Raw genomic sequence first — 14,927 nt, 5'->3', positions numbered from 1 at the left:
AAGCGCACGAAGGGCGGGTCGAGATCGAGTCAACACCCGGCAAAGGGAGCGTTTTCACCGTTCGCCTGCCCCTGGCCGGTCCGACTCCGCAAGGCAAGAAGGGTGCTCGCTGAACCTCTCGACGGCATGAACTGGCGGATGTCCGGCCGACTGTAAAAAATCCGGTTTGGCGCTGTGCTTCCGCACATTGACATCGCCGGGGAGCGTGCTTAAATTCCCACGCAAACCATGTCAAAGGAGGTTTCCATGCGCGTCCAACCGATCCTCGCTACGCTTCTGCTCCTGGCCGTTGCGGCTCTCGCGCTTCCCCGACTGACTCCTGCCGCCACGGCACCGGACTTCGTCGCGCTCGCCAAGGACTTGAAACCTGCCGTGGTCAACATCAGCACGTCCAAAACCGTCCGCATGCGGCGCCCCGTGTTGCCTGGGCCGCGCTCCCCCCAGCAGGACTTTTTCGACGACTTTTTCGATCATTTTTTTCAGGGACAACCGCAGACGCCGCGCAAGGAGCGTTCCCTCGGATCGGGCTTCGTCATCTCCGCCGACGGCTACATCCTGACCAACGATCACGTGGTGAATGGCGCTGACGAAATCAAGGTCCGCCTCTCCGACGGCCGGAATTTCACCGCCACCGTCAAAGGTCTCGACCCCAAGCTCGATCTTGCCCTGCTCAAGATCGAGGCCGGCGACAAACTGCCGGTGGCCCGCCTCGGGGACAGCGGCACCCTGAAGGTCGGCGAATGGGTGATGGCGATCGGCAACCCCTTCGGCCTGGAGCAAACGGTCACTGTCGGCATCGTCTCCGCCAAAGGGAGGGTCATCGGGGCCGGCCCCTACGACGACTTCATCCAGACCGACGCCTCCATCAACCCCGGCAACTCCGGCGGGCCTCTTTTCAACACCGCGGGTGAGGTCGTGGGAATCAACACGGCCATTGTCGCCAGCGGCCAGGGGATCGGCTTTGCCATCCCGATCAATGCCGCCAAAAGCATTCTCACCCAACTGAAAGAGACGGGACATGTCTCCCGAGGCTGGCTTGGCGTCTCTGTCCAACTGGTGACGGATGAACTGGCCGAGTCATTTGGGCTCAAGGAACCAAAGGGAGCGCTCGTCGCCGAGGTCATCGCGAACTCCCCCGCCGAAAAGGCCGGCATCAAACGGGGGGACATCATTCTCACCTTCGACGGTCACGAGGTCGATGCCATCAACGACCTTCCACGCCTGGTTGCCGCCACCCCGGCCGGCAAGGAAGTCAGGCTGAGCGTTTTTCGCAACGGCAAAACCCATGAGCTGACTGCTACCATCGGCAAGCTCCAGGAAGACGAAAGGGAGACGGTGACATCTGGCGACTCCAGTGACCGTCTCGGTCTCAACGTGGCCGACGTCACACCGGAAGTGACTCAGCGTTACGGCCTGCAGGCCGGCAAGGGCGCCCTCATCACCGGAGTCGACCCGACTGGCCCTGCTGCCGCAGCGAACCTGCAGCCCGGTGATCTCATCCTGGAGGTCAATGGCCGGGAAACCAGATCGGCTGCCGCCTTCCGGGCCGAGGTGGAAAAGACCAAACCGGGCGAGGTGCTGCGCCTGCTGATCCAGCGCGGCGACGCTCTGCTCTACACGACGGTCAAGGTGAAATAACTCCCCGCTTGCCACCTGTAATCCAGGGCCCCGCCGGCTGCCGGCGGGGCCGGAAAGAAATAGGAATGAGGTCGGTCTTCTTCCCCCGGTTGGTCAATGGGCCATTCGGCGACCCGGCCCTCTACGTACGCCTGGCCCATCGCGGCGAGTCCCTGCTGTTCGATTGCGGTGACCTGCATCCCCTCCCCCCGCGGGAAATCCTCAAGACCTGCGCCGTCTTCATCTCCCATGCCCATATCGACCATCTGGTCGGTTTCGGAACCCTGTTGCGTACCTTTCTCTATCAGGATACCTGCCTGAGCATCTACGGCCCCCCGGGGATCATCGAGCGAATCGCCGCCCAGTTGGCCGGCTACACCTGGAATCTCATCGAGGGCTATCCCCTGGTGCTCACCGTCCGCGAGTGGGGAAACCCTTCGGGAAGAGAGGTAACCTTCCGTGCCGCCAGCGCCTTCATCCGCGAAGCCGAGACAGCCTGGGAGTGTACCGGCGGCCTGCTGCGCGAGACGGACTACTACCGTATTCGGGCCGTCCCCCTCGATCACGGCGGGATCATTTCCCTCGCCTTCGCCCTCGAGGAGTCGCTGCACGTCGCCATTCACAAGGACGCGCTGGATGGCCTCGGCTACCGTCCGGGTCCTTGGCTGACCCGTTTCAAGGACCTGGTGCGGCAGGGGGCTTCGGAGGAAACGCGGCTTCCGGTCCCGCTGCACCAGGGGGGGGAACTTCTGCTTCCTCTCGGCCTCGTTGCCTCGCAGATCGCCCATCTCGAGCGGGGGATGAAGATCTGCTACGTCACCGACGCTGCCCCGACCAGGGAGAACCAGGAGGCCATCGTCGCCCTGGCCGCCGATTCGCACCTGTTGGCCATCGAGGCGACCTTCGCTGACGCCGATGGGGAACGGGCGCGAACGCGAAATCATCTCACAGCCCGTCTCGCCGGCGAACTCGGCCGCCGGGCCCTGGCCGCCCGCCTGCTGGTGTTTCATCATTCGCCGCGCTACCAGGATCGGCCGGAGCTGTTGAAAAGCGAGGCGGAGGCGGCGTTCCGGGGGGAGGCGACGAGGAGCGAAGGGGGATAGGCTGCAGTCGGTTGGTAGCATCGGTCTGCCGGGGCGACCGAATCTCGGCGTAAAAAGAGAGCCGCCGCCGGGATACGGCAGCCCGGCGGCGGCTCTCTCGGAGGTTCCCCAATGCAGGGAAAGCGGAGGGGGGAATGAAGAAGGCAAGAAGCCCGCTGCCACCCGGGCTAAAAACCTTGTTCTATTGTATTTGCAACTTATTTTTTTGCAACCCGGAAGAAGGAAAATTTGCCTGTGCATTAGCACAGTGTATTTATTAAGTCTCTATGATAATGTCAAACGATGCGCCTGGCACTTAAACATCAGATCATTCTCGCCCCAGCCACCGTCCTGCTGCTCATGACCCTGCTGCTGGTTTTCCTCCAGTACACCTACTGGGACCTCTCTGTCAAACGCCGGGAGGCCCGGATCCTGGGGACCGTCTTCATCGCCCTGGCCGAGAGCGACCTGGCCTTGCAGCGAATGTACGGCCTGACCATCCGCCTGCGTGAGGAAAGGACGGTGAACGTTGCCAGCCTGGAGGATATGGCGGCACTCTACAGCCACCTTGAAGGGGCCCTGGAGCGAATCCTGGCGTTGATGCCCCTCACGGACGGCACCAGGACTCTGCTCCAGCAGACGCTCAGGGAACTTAACCCCGAGTATGGCTTTGACGCCCAGCGCTACCTGTCCGCCCTCTCGCTGCTGCGGCCGCAGTTGGTTTCCCTTGCCGAATTGACCCAGAAGCAGCGAGAGCGGCTGCGCGACGTGCACAATCAGGATATCGATGCCCTGGTCGACCGAACCGCCTTCGTTTCTCTCATCGTTCTGGGCGTCGCCATCCTGCTCGGCATCTTCCTTTCCCTGGCCTTCGCCCGGCGCATTCTCCGCCGCATCCAGTTCCTCTCCGACAGTGCCGGACGGATCGCCGGGGGCAATCTCGACCCACCGCCGGCGCCGGAAATCGTCAGGGACGAACTGGACGAACTGGCAGTCTCCATCAACCGCATGACCGACCAGCTGATCCGCGTGGTCGGTGCCGAGAAACTCCTCGAGGGAGCCGAAGAAGAACGGCGCCGGATCGCCATGGACATCCACGATCAGACCCTTGCTGACCTCGCCACGGTCCTGCGCGGCATTCAGGAGCTGAAAAAAGTGGATATTTGCCAGCCGGAGGCCATTCGCCTGGAAGAGGACCTGCAGAAAACGATGGCCAACCTGCGGGAGGTCATGGACAACCTGCACCCCCAGACCCTGGATATCCTCGGCCTCGGGGCGGCCCTGCAGTCGCACCTGGAACGGCACCTGGACAAGGAGAACCTGCCGCAGTACCATCTCTACATCTCTCCCGAGGCGGTGACGGACGGGCTCTCGCGGCTGGCGCTCCTGACCCTCTACCGCATTGCCATCGAAGCCGTCCACAATGTAATCAAGCACGCCCGGGCGACCCGCTACGAGGTGAATCTGAGCCGGCGCGGAAATGAACTCGTTCTGGCGGTAGAGGACAACGGCATCGGTTTCGTCGCCGCAAAGGCCGACGGCTACGGTGGCCGGGGACTCAACAACATTCGCGAACGGGCCAAGGCAATCGGCGCCAGGGCCGAGTGGGGACCTTCCCGTTTCACTTCCGGAACCCGTTTCGAGCTGGCGCTGCCGCTGACCAACCACCAGAGAGGATAAACGGCATGGAAACGCTGAAGATTCTGATTGCCGAGGACAATCCGAAAGATTTCGAGTTTCTTGAAAACCTCTTTGGCGATTGGGAACTCCCCTGTCAGATCGAACGGGCACAGAACGGTCTGGCGGCTCTGGAAATTGCCCTGAAGCATGCCCATCCTCTGGTGGTGAGCGACATCCAGATGCCCGAGCTCAACGGCATCGAATTCGCCCGGTCGCTCTGGCAGCAGAAGCCGGGCGCCCGCATCGTCTTCTGGAGCCAGTACAAGGACGAGATGTACGTACGGGCGCTGGCCCGGATCGTCCCCGCCGAAACGGTCTACGGCTACATCCTCAAATCGAGCCCCAGGGAACGCATCGATGCCGCCATCCGCACCGTGCTCCTCGACGAGCAATGCTGGATCGATCCCGAGGTGCGCAAGGTCCAGGGGCGCACCCGGGCCAGCCAGACCGCTCTCTCCGACATCGAGTACGAGGCGCTGATCGACATCTCCCTCGGCCTGACCGACAACCTCATCGCCCAGCGCCGCTACCTCTCCCGCCGCGGGGTGCAGAGTCGTCTCAACTCACTTTACAACAAGCTGGGTGTCGACCAGGACCAGTTCCACAGCGAGAAGGTCGGCGACGCCTTCAACCTGCGCAACCGGGCGGTAGCCCTGGCGCTGCGACGGGGGCTGGTCAACGCCTTCGAACTGGAGCACGAAGAGGAGGAGTTTCAGGCCTGGCTCAGACGCTTCAAGGCGAGCCAGCGGACCGATTAGCGTCGACCGCTTACCCACCCGAATCCCCGAAAAAAGGGCACCGGAGGCTCCGGTGCCCTTTTTTCGTTCCGGCAACGCACCAACGCGGTGCCAAACCGGAAATTTACGCTATTCTTTTTGCATTAACGGAAAGGAAAAGAAAACCTAGCCTGTCCCGAGGTTTGCATGGCCACGCCGCATCCCGATCAGCATTGGACCAACTGGCTTTGTATCACGATTTTCTTCGCGGTGCTCTTCAACTATCCACTGCTGCAGGTTTTCAACCACACCACCCTGATCTTCGGCGTTCCGCTGCTGATTATCTTTCTGCTGCTCGGGTGGCTCCTTTTCATCTGGGCCATTTACCGTTTTTCCTGCCGCCTCCCTAAAGGCAGAGGCGCGGACGACACCGGCCGGGGCGAGGAGCAGGATCATCCATGATCTCCGCCGGCGCCCTCTCCCTCTGCACCCTTCTCTATATCGCCCTGCTTTTCGCCACTGCCGTTTACGCCGACCGCCGGCGGGAGATGGGCCGCAGCATCACCTCCAACGCCTGGATCTACGCCCTCTCCTTCGGCATCTTTCATACGTCCTGGACCTTCTATGGTAACGTCGGGCGGGTCGCCACCGTCGGCATCGATTTTCTCGCCTTCTACCTGGGCGTCACCCTGATCATCTTCAGCTGGTGGTATCTGCTGCGCAAAATGGTCCGCATCAGCAAGGAACAGAACATCGTCAGCATCGCCGACTTCATCGCCAGCCGCTTCGGCAAGTCGCTGCCGCTGGGGGCGCTGGTCACCCTCTTCGCCGTTTTCTGCACCCTTCCCTACATCGCCCTGCAGCTCAAAGGGGTGGCCGACACCTTCGAACTGCTCACCGCCTCGCGGCCGACGCTTCTCCCCGTATTCGACACCGCCTTCGTCGTGGCGATGGTCTTCGCCCTCTTCGGCATCCTCTTCGGCGCCCGCCACCTCGACCCCTCCGCCCGCCACGAGGGTCTGGTGGCCGCCATCGCCCTGGAGTCGGTGGTCAAGCTGGTCGCCATGATGGCCGTCGGCCTCTTCGTCGTTTTCGGGCTTTTCGACGGCTTCGGCGACATCTGCAGCCGTTTCCTGGACCGCTTTCCCGAACGCAGCGACCTCCTGCTGCTCGGCACCGACCGGGTCCCCTACAGTTCCTGGCTGACGCTGGGAGTGATCAGCATGATGGCCTTCATGTTTCTGCCGCACATGTTTCACATCATGGTGGTCGAGAACGCCGACGAGGAGCACATCAGAAGCGCCATGTGGCGCTTCCCCCTCTACATGTTCCTGATCGAGCTCTTCATCATCCCCATCGCCCTTGGCGGGCTGCTTCTGCACGGCGGCGATACCGCCAAGGCGGAATATTTCACCCTGCTTCTCCCCCTGGAAGCGGATCAGCGCTCGCTCGCCCTGCTGGTCTTCCTCGGCGGCTTTTCCGGCTCGACCGCGATGGTCATGGTCGCCGCGGTGGCGCTGGCCACTCTCATTCTGAACCATCTGGTCATGCCGGTCGTCCTGAGCTTCGACATCCAGGCCCGGGACATTTCGGGTCTTCTGCTGGCGGCCAAGCGCCTGGCCATCCTCGCCGTGGTCTTTCTCGGCTACCTGTTCTACAAGCTCATCGGCCAGGGCTACGCCCTGGTCGCCATGGGCTTGATCTCATGGGTCGGCGCCACCCAGTTTGCGCCGGCCATGCTGGGAGGGCTGTACTGGAAGCGGGCCAACCGCCGCGGCGCACTCTTGGGGATGCTCCTGGGCTTCGGGGTCTGGTTCTACACTCTGATCCTCCCTACGCTCGTCCGCTCGGGGTGGCTGCCGTCCTCGCTTCTCCAGGATGGGCCCTTCGGGCTGGCCTGGCTCAGGCCTGAGGCCCTCTTCGGCCTGGCAGGACTGCCGACGCTTCCGCACGCCCTCTTCTGGACCCTCTTCTTCAACATCGGAGCCTTTCTCGCCTTCTCCCTGTACACCAAGCCGCAGCCGGAAGAGAAAGAACAGGCCGACAGATTCGTGGAGGGCTTCGCCCCGCCCAGGGAAAAAGGGCAGGCGGAAAGGATCAGCCGCGCCCCGACCATCGTCGAGTTCGTCGATCTGATGACTAAATTCGTCGGCGAAAAGAGGGCGCACGCCGCCATCACAGACTATGTCAGCAGCCGTAAAATCGACGAGCGTGGCCGGCTCTCCGAGTTCGACCTGGCCGATCTGCGCCACTTCACCGAAAAGACCCTGGCCGGCTCGGTCGGCACCGCCCCCGCCCGCATCATCCTCGACCACTACCTGGAGAGCCGGGGGAGCCGGATGGAGGAGGTCTTCGACATCTTCGGCTCGGTCAGCATCAGTCGGAAGGCGGGGCGTGAGCAGCTCGGCGTCTTGCACGAAGCCACGCGTCTGGTGGCGAGCGGCGCGGACCTGCAAACCATCCTGGACAACATCCTGGGGCTGCTGCAGCAGCAGTTCAAATTCGAGCTCTGTGCCGTGCGCCTCCTCGACCCCGAGAGGCAGACCTTCGTCGTCGCCAGCCAGATAGGGATGAGTGCCGAGCATCTTTCCGACTCGGAGCGGGCGCCCGACATGGAGACCGCCATCGGCCGGACCTTTCTCACCAATTCGGCACTGGTGGTCAACGACACCGATTTTCTCGACATCCCCTTCGCCGCCCAGGTCGCCCATCGGGAAGGGATCAAGTCCTTCGCGCACGCTCCCATCACCATCGAAGGGGAACCGGTGGGAGTCCTGTCGGTCTTTTCCCTGTCGGCCAAGGGGATATTCACCGAAGAGTTCGTCGATCTGTTCGCCAATCTGACCGGCCAGGTCGGCGTCGCCCTGCGCAACGCCCGCCAGACCGAACACCTGATTGCCGCCAGGGAGCGGGAGAGGGAGATGGAGATCGCCCGGGGCATCCAGCTCGGCCTGTTGCCCTCCCGGGTCCCGGAGATCCCCGGAGTGGCCATGGCGGGAATCTGCGTGCCGGCGCGGGAGGTGGGCGGCGACTACTATGATTTCCTGCCCATCGGCACCCAATCCGTCGATCTGGTGATCGCCGACGTCTCCGGGCACAACGTCGGGGCGGCCATCATCATGACCGAAGTCCGCACCTTCATTCGCTCCCAGGCCCAGCAGCTTCCGGGCGCCGGCGCCGCCCTCCGGGCCATCGATGGGTTTCTCTACGAGGATCTGGGGCGGGCCGAGCTCTTTATTACCATGGCCTATCTCCGGTACGACGCCGCCACGCGCCAGCTTTCCTTCGCCTGTGCCGGCCACCCGCCCCCCCTGATTTTGCGCGCAGGACCGGGACGCTGCGAGTATATCGACGCCGAGGGCCTCATCCTGGGGGTGAAGAGGAATGTCGTCTTCGAGGAGAAACAGGTACTTCTGCATCCCGGCGACATCCTGCTTCTCTATACCGACGGCATTACCGAGGCCGAGAACGGAGAGGGAGAGTTTTTCGGCGAGGGGCGCCTCTGCTCCCTTGTGCAGGAACTCCGGCACCTCTCACCAGCAGGGTTGCTCGAGGAGCTGTTGTACCAGGTCCGGCTTTTTGCCGGCGGGCGAAGTTTCACCGACGACGTCACGCTGGTGGTGATGCGGGTGGAGGAATGAAAAACGGCCCGGGAAATCTCCCCGGGCCGATCCGTTTTTCTGCCGACAGTCCGCCTCAGTCCGGCACCGCTCGACCGAGGAGCTCCATGATGTGCAGCACCTCCTGCCTGAGGCCAGCCTGCCGCACTCCCCAGGCAAGCTGCAGCTGGCAGCCGGGGTTGGCGCTGACCAGAATATCGGCGCCGGTTGCGGCGACGTTGTTCAGTTTGCGGTCGAGGACCTGCTGGCTCTCTCCCTGGAACTTGAGACCCCAGGTGGCGGCCGAGCCGCAGCACCAGCTCGCCTCGGTCATCTCCCGCAGCTCGACGCCGGGGATGCTCTTGAGGATCTGCCGCGGCTGAGCGCTGATCCCCTGGGCGTGGCAGAGATGGCAGGGCTCGTGGTAGGTCACGGAGGTGTTGACCGGCTGCAGGCCTTCGGTGCGCATGCCGACCTCGGCAATGAACTCCGAAATGTCCCGCACCCTGGCGCGGAAGGCGGCCAGTCGGCTGTGATCGGCACGCCCCTCGAGGATCTCCTCGTACTCCTTGAGGGCCGAGCCGCAGCCGGCGCAGTCGGTGACGATGTAGTCGACGCCGAGGTCCATGAAGAGGTCGAGGTTTTCGCCGGCGAGCCTGCGGGCGGTGTCGCGGTCCCCTTCGGTCATGTGCGGGGCGCCGCAGCACTTCTGGTTCTTCGGCGTCACCACCTCGAAACCCTGGTGCGACAGGACCCGCACCGTCTGCTTCGAAACCCCGGGGTACATCAGGGTCATGACGCAGCCGAGGAAGAAACCGACCTTGCCGCGCCTCTCCCCGCGGGCGGGAACGACCTCGGGAAGTTGCGAACGCAGCGGCTTGTCGAGCGTCGGCATCATTCCCTCGGCCTTCTCCATCCACTTCGGTCCCAGCTTGAGGACGTGGGAGTGGCGCACCAGCCACTGGATGCCCAGCTTCTGGTAGAGGCGCGCCGGCACCATGGAGGTCTCGAGGAGTTCCGGGCTCGGAACCATCTTCTGCAGGACGAACTCGCGCAGGCTCTTCTGCATGCCGGTGGCCGGGTAGTAGTCGTTGGCCTGGGCCCGGCAGACCTCCATGATCTCACCGGCATGGACACCGGAGGGGCAGGCCGTGGTGCAGGCCCGGCAGTCGAGGCAGAAGAAGGCCTCATCCTTGACCGCCGCACTGAACTCGAGCTTCTGCTCCGCCACCGCCCGGGCCAGGGCGACGCGGCCGCGGGGGCTGGAGCGCTCGCGATTGGTGAGGGCGTAGGTCGGGCAGGTCGGCAGACAGAAGCCGCAACGCATGCACTGCAGGATTCCCTCGTATTCAGGGGCATCCTTGATCTTGAAGTTGCCGATCAGATTCTCTCTGGATTTATCTTGAGACACGAAATCCTTCCTCCACGTTCACCCCGGGGGCCTCGGGCGCAGCAAAAATCTTGCCGGGGTTGAGGATTCCCTCAGGGTCAAAGGCCTGCTTGATGCGCCGCATGACCTGAACGCCGCCCTCGCCGATCTGGCGCTGCAGATACTCGATCTTGGCCAGGCCGATGCCGTGCTCGCCCGAGACGGTGCCGCCGATGGACAGAACCATCTCGTAGAGCTCGTTGTAGAAGGCATGGGCGCGGTGCATCTCATCGTGGTCGCGTTCGTCGCACAGGACCGTGGGATGCAGGTTGCCGTCGCCGGCGTGGCCGAAGGTGCCAACCTTGAGCCGGTACTTTTCGGTGAGGCGTTCGATCTCGGCGAAGGTCTCGGCGAGCTTTGAGCGCGGCACCGTGGCATCTTCGAGGAGCGTTGTCGGCGAAACCCGGGCGAGAGCCGAGAGGGCCGTGCGGCGGGCGGCGGCGAGGCTGGCGGCCTCGGCGGCGTCCTTGGCCAGATGCACCTCGGCGGCACCAACCTCCTTGAGGATCGCCTGCACCCCGGCGGCTTCCTCGGCGACCACGGCGGGGTGGCCATCGACTTCGATCAGCAGCAGAGCCGCCATCTGCCGCGGCAGGCCGATCTTGACGTAGTCCTCGACGCAGTTGATGGTGTTTCTGTCCATGATCTCGAGGGTCGCCGGGATGATCTTGGCGGCGATGATGCGCGAGACGGCATCGCCTGCGGTGCGGATGTCGCTGAAGTAGGCGAGGAAGGTGCGCTTATCCTGCGGGGGCGGAATCAGCTTGACGGTGACCTCGGTAATGATCCCCAGCGTCCCTTCCGAGCCGACCAGCAGGTCGCGATAGGAGTAGCCGGCCACATCCTTGACGCTCTTGCCGCCGGTCTTGATGGTGCTGCCGTCGGCCAGGACGCAGGTCAACCCCATGACGTAGTCACGGGTCACCCCGTACTTGAGGCCGCGCAGGCCGCCGGCGTTCTCGGCGACGTTGCCGCCGATGGTCGAGGTCTTCTGCGAGCCGGGATCGGGGGGGTAGAAGAGCCCCCTGGCGGCCACGGCGTTGAACAGATCGAGGGTAATGACGCCGGCCTCGACCGTGGCGGTGAGGTTCTCCTCGTCGATCTCCAGGATACGGTTCATACGGGTCAGGCAAAGAACCATCCCCCCCTCGATTGGCACGCTGCCTCCGGAGAGGCCGGTGCCGCTGCCGCGCGGTACGATAGGCAGGCCTTCGCGGCGGGCGATTTCGATGGCGGCGACGACCTGATCAGTCGTGGTCGGAAAGACGGCGACCTCCGGCAGATGATGTACGCCGGGGGTGGAGTCGTAGCCGTAGAGGAGGAGGTCCTCTTTTTCGTGGTAGACGTTTTCCTTGCCGAGCTTCTCAATGAGATGCTGGATGGCAGTGTTGGAAATCATATGAAACCCGCCATTGGTCTTTGGTCACTGGTCACTGGAAAAACTGTTTTCCGATGACATATGACAGGTGACGCGCGCATCAGCGCGCTAGAATCCCTCTTCCCGATACCCCTCGGGAATCCTGACCACCAGGACTGGAATCCGCGAGCTGTGCAGAACCTTGTGGGTGGTCGTGCCGAGCATGGCATCGCCGATGACGGTATGCCGGTGTGAACCCATGACGATGAGATCGGCGCCAAGCTTTTCCGCCTGCTGCAGAATCACCTCGGAGGGCGGCCCTTCCTCGATGACAATGCCGCAAACCCGGCTGCGTCCCTCGGAATCATTGCACAACTCCTTCTGACAGAGAAGCTCCAGGCGTTCCTCGAGCTTCCCTTTCATCGCCTTTTTGGCGTCCAGGTGGATCTGTTCCGACTGCTCGTGGCTGATATGGAGTTCCACCAGGCTCTGGGCAAAGGGGGTGAGCGGCTCCATGCCATGGACCACAGCGATCTTGGCCCCGTATTGCTGCGCCAGGCTCAAGGCGTAACGAAAGACGTATGGGGCACCCGCTCCAAGGCCGGTGGCATAAAGAATTTTCTCTATTTTGGGCAGCATGTATATTCTCCGAAGTGATGGAGGTTTCTATCGACTTGCCAGCGGGTTTCCAGCCGAAACCCGCCAGTGCCCATCCGGAAATACGGATGGGCACTGGCTATTCCGTTTTCAACCCCCGAAAAAGACGCCGGGTAGATAGGTAATGATCTGCGGGAAGCTGATGCAGCACAACAACCCGATGAGCTGGATGATGACGAAGGGGATGATTCCCCGGTAGACGTCGCCCATCGTGTACTCCGGCGGCGCTACCCCCTTGAAGTAGAAGAGGGCATAGCCGAAGGGCGGCGTCAGGAAGGAGGTCTGCAGGTTGATGTTCATCAGCATGGCAAAAACGAGGGGATTGAAGCCCAGATCGGCGGCGATGGGGGTGAAGATCGGTACCGTCACCAGCAGAATGGCCGCCCAGTCGATGAACATGCCGAGGATGAAGACGACCGCCATCATGATCGCCAGCACGATGTACCGGTTCTCCATGCCGAGAAGGAAATCGGAGACCACATCGCCGCCCCCCATGAAGAGGAAGACGGTGCTGAAGAGCTTGCCGCCGATGAACAGGGCCATGATCATCGCGGTGGTGCGGGCCGTGGCAACGGAGGCATGGGAGATCACGCTCCAGCTCAGCTTGCGGTAACCGACGGCCAGGACCAGGGCGCCGGCGCAGCCGAGAGCGGCCGCCTCGGTGGGGGTCGCGACCCCGGCAAGGATCGTCCCCATGACGACCAGGATGAGGCCGAAGGGAGGAACGAAACTCTTCATCGTCATTGCCACCTTCTGGGCGACAGTGGCATTACGCTCCTCCAGCGGAATCGGCGGGCCGAGCTTCGGATTGAGCCCGCAGCGCACCAGCACATAAACGCAGTAGAGGCCCGAAAGGAGCAGACCGGGGATGAAGGCGGCGGCAAAGAGATTGCCGACCGATGTTTCCTTCATCCCGGTCAGGCCGCCGTAGACGACCAGCATGATCGAGGGCGGGATGAGTATCCCCAGCGTCCCCGATGCGCAGATGATCCCGGAGGACATCCCGCGGTCGTAGCCGCGGCGCAAGAGGGTCGGTCCGGCCATCAGCCCCATGGCGACGACCGAGGCGCCGACGATGCCGGTGGTGGCGGCGAGGACGGTGGAAACGAGGATGACCGCGAGACCCAGGCCGCCGCGCACGCCGCCGAGGACGACATACATGGCGTCGAACAGCCCCTCGGAAACCTGTGAGCGGTCGAGGATCTGGGCCATGAAGATGAAGAGCGGCACCGCCACCAGGGTGTAGTTCAGGAAAATCCCCCAGCCGTTGTTGGCGAAGAGGTCGAGCAGAGCCGGCACGTTGAAGCCGTTCTCGATCAGGCCGAAAAGGCTCGCCACCCCCGCGAGGGTAATCGCCAGCGGATGCCCCAGGGCAATGGCGACAATCAGGGTGCCGAACATCAGCAGGGTCATGATTTCAGGCGTCATACAAATCTGTCTCCGGAAGGGTCTGGCACTGCTCAGGAGCTGCGCAGGGAACGGAAATCGTCGATCAATCGGGCTATCCCCTGCAGGGACCAGAGGATGAAGCCGATGGCCATGATGATCTTGTAGGGATAAACGGCCGGCGCCCAGGAGGAGGAGGCCAGCTCGCGGGCTTGCAAGGAATCGAGGGCATAGACGACCGCGCCGGCGGTCAGAATCCCGAGGGTCGGAAGGAAGATCACCAGATAGCTGAAGATGCGTAAAATCGTGCGCGGCCTCTGCGGCAGGCGCGATTCCAGGACATCGATGGCCACGTGCGTGTTGTGTTTGTGTGCATAGGCCAGGGACAGGGAATAGTGGGCTCCGTACAGAAACACGGTCAATTCAAAGGCGAAGATGGTCGGCGCATTGAAGGCGTAGCGCATCAGGACCTCGTAGCCGACCACCGAGATCAGGAGAAGGATCAGATAGGATGAATAACGCCCCACGAATTCGTTGAGGGCATCGATGGAACGGGCGATTTGCTGCATGGGGACCTCGCAAGCTTACGGACAGCTTTTCGCTGCCCGGGAAAAAGCGGCGGGGGAAAACTCCCCCCGCCGCCAGGTCAGACGGTTACTGCAGGCGCTTGCCCTTGATGAAGTCGTCGATCGGCCAGGGAGTCAGGCCGCTGCGGATCTCACGCCAGTCCGCGAAGTCCTTCTTGAACTGCTCCTGGGAGTCGAGGGTCTTCTTCACCTCGGGGTGCTTGGCCTTGACTTCCTCCAGGTACTCCTTGGTGCGCTTGGCGAAGGCGGTCATCGCCTCGTCGTCCATCTTCACGAATTCGACCTTCTTCTTGAACAGCTTGATCGCCTCGATGTTCAACTGCTCCTGCCAGGCGGTGGACCAGAGCTGAGTCTCTTTGGCGGCGATGTCGATGATCCACTTCAGGTCGGCCGGCAGCTTGTTATAAGCATCCTTGTTGATGAAGAAGGCGCACTGTACCGAGGGCTGATGCACGCCCGGCTCGAGGACGTACTTGGTGATTTCGTCGAAGCCCATCGGGTAGTTGATGGCGGGGGAGGAGAACTCGGCGGCATCGATGACGCCGCGCTCCAGGGCGAGGTAGACCTCGCCGCCGGGCAGGGGGGTGACCGAGGCGCCGAGGGAGTTCATGATGTCCATGTACCAGCCGGGGGTGCGCAGGCGCATTCCCTTGAAATCGGCCATCTTGGTCGCCTTCTTATTCGAGAAGAAGCCCATCTCCTGGCCACCGTTGCCGCCCGGGAGAGCGAACAGGTTGAATTTGCCGTACAGTTCCTGCATCTGCTCGAGGCCGCCGCGCTCATAGAGCCAGATGTTATACCCCTCGGTGTCGAGACC

The 14,927-nt window shown here is 62.8% G+C and carries 12 protein-coding genes; 6 read left to right on the top strand and 6 right to left on the bottom strand.

Annotated features, from left to right (window positions below; translation table 11 throughout):
• Positions 1-246 precede the first annotated feature (246 nt).
• The 6 genes from VD811_06810 to VD811_06785 all read left to right on the top strand — a co-directional run bounded on the left by VD811_06810 (position 247) and on the right by VD811_06785 (position 8,736).
• Positions 247-1,638: a DegQ family serine endoprotease gene (locus VD811_06810; GenBank protein ID HXV20682.1), complete on the top strand. Its 1,392-nt coding sequence runs from the start codon at positions 247-249 to the stop codon at positions 1,636-1,638.
• A 65-nt stretch (positions 1,639-1,703) separates the two neighbouring features.
• Positions 1,704-2,720, top strand: coding sequence for a hypothetical protein (locus tag VD811_06805; protein HXV20681.1), 1,017 nt, complete (start codon positions 1,704-1,706; stop codon positions 2,718-2,720).
• A gap of 282 nt (positions 2,721-3,002) precedes the next feature.
• Positions 3,003-4,379 carry a HAMP domain-containing protein gene (locus VD811_06800; GenBank protein ID HXV20680.1) on the top strand — a complete coding sequence of 459 codons (1,377 nt, stop codon included), beginning with the start codon at positions 3,003-3,005 and terminating at the stop codon, positions 4,377-4,379.
• 5 nt (positions 4,380-4,384) lie between these two features.
• Positions 4,385-5,137, top strand: a complete 753-nt coding sequence (locus VD811_06795; GenBank protein HXV20679.1) for a response regulator transcription factor — start codon at positions 4,385-4,387, stop codon at positions 5,135-5,137.
• Between the two features lie 165 nt (positions 5,138-5,302).
• Entirely contained in the window at positions 5,303-5,557 is a 255-nt protein-coding gene (locus tag VD811_06790; GenBank protein HXV20678.1) for a hypothetical protein, read from the top strand.
• Complete coding sequence (locus VD811_06785) at positions 5,554-8,736, top strand: SpoIIE family protein phosphatase (GenBank protein ID HXV20677.1); 3,183 nt, start codon at positions 5,554-5,556, stop codon at positions 8,734-8,736. Before VD811_06790 ends, VD811_06785 begins: the two co-directional genes overlap by 4 nt.
• 55 nt (positions 8,737-8,791) lie before the next feature.
• Here the strand turns inward: VD811_06785 and VD811_06780 are convergent, their stop codons facing one another.
• From VD811_06780 to dctP, 6 genes are all read right to left on the bottom strand, one after another.
• The gene (locus VD811_06780) at positions 8,792-10,105 is read right to left on the bottom strand and encodes a (Fe-S)-binding protein (GenBank protein HXV20676.1); all 1,314 of its coding nucleotides are present in this window, start codon (positions 10,103-10,105) and stop codon (positions 8,792-8,794) included.
• Positions 10,092-11,522: an FAD-linked oxidase C-terminal domain-containing protein gene (locus tag VD811_06775; protein ID HXV20675.1), complete on the bottom strand. Its 1,431-nt coding sequence runs from the start codon at positions 11,520-11,522 to the stop codon at positions 10,092-10,094. The genes VD811_06780 and VD811_06775 overlap by 14 nt, the downstream gene beginning before the upstream one ends.
• An 87-nt stretch (positions 11,523-11,609) precedes the next feature.
• Positions 11,610-12,119, bottom strand: coding sequence for a universal stress protein (locus tag VD811_06770; GenBank protein HXV20674.1), 510 nt, complete (start codon positions 12,117-12,119; stop codon positions 11,610-11,612).
• A gap of 108 nt (positions 12,120-12,227) precedes the next feature.
• Positions 12,228-13,565: a TRAP transporter large permease subunit gene (locus VD811_06765; GenBank protein HXV20673.1), complete on the bottom strand. Its 1,338-nt coding sequence runs from the start codon at positions 13,563-13,565 to the stop codon at positions 12,228-12,230.
• Positions 13,566-13,597: 32 nt separating this feature from the next.
• Positions 13,598-14,092, bottom strand: a complete 495-nt coding sequence (locus tag VD811_06760; protein ID HXV20672.1) for a TRAP transporter small permease subunit — start codon at positions 14,090-14,092, stop codon at positions 13,598-13,600.
• A gap of 85 nt (positions 14,093-14,177) precedes the next feature.
• Positions 14,178-14,927, bottom strand: a 750-nt coding sequence (gene dctP, locus VD811_06755) for a TRAP transporter substrate-binding protein DctP (protein HXV20671.1), incomplete at its 5' end; no start/stop codon positions are given.

Source organism: Desulfuromonadales bacterium, from assembly GCA_035620395.1.
Classification (GTDB): domain Bacteria; phylum Desulfobacterota; class Desulfuromonadia; order Desulfuromonadales; family DASPGW01; genus DASPGW01.
Note: the sequence above shows the minus strand (reverse complement) of the source record. Positions and strands in the feature narration are given on the sequence as shown.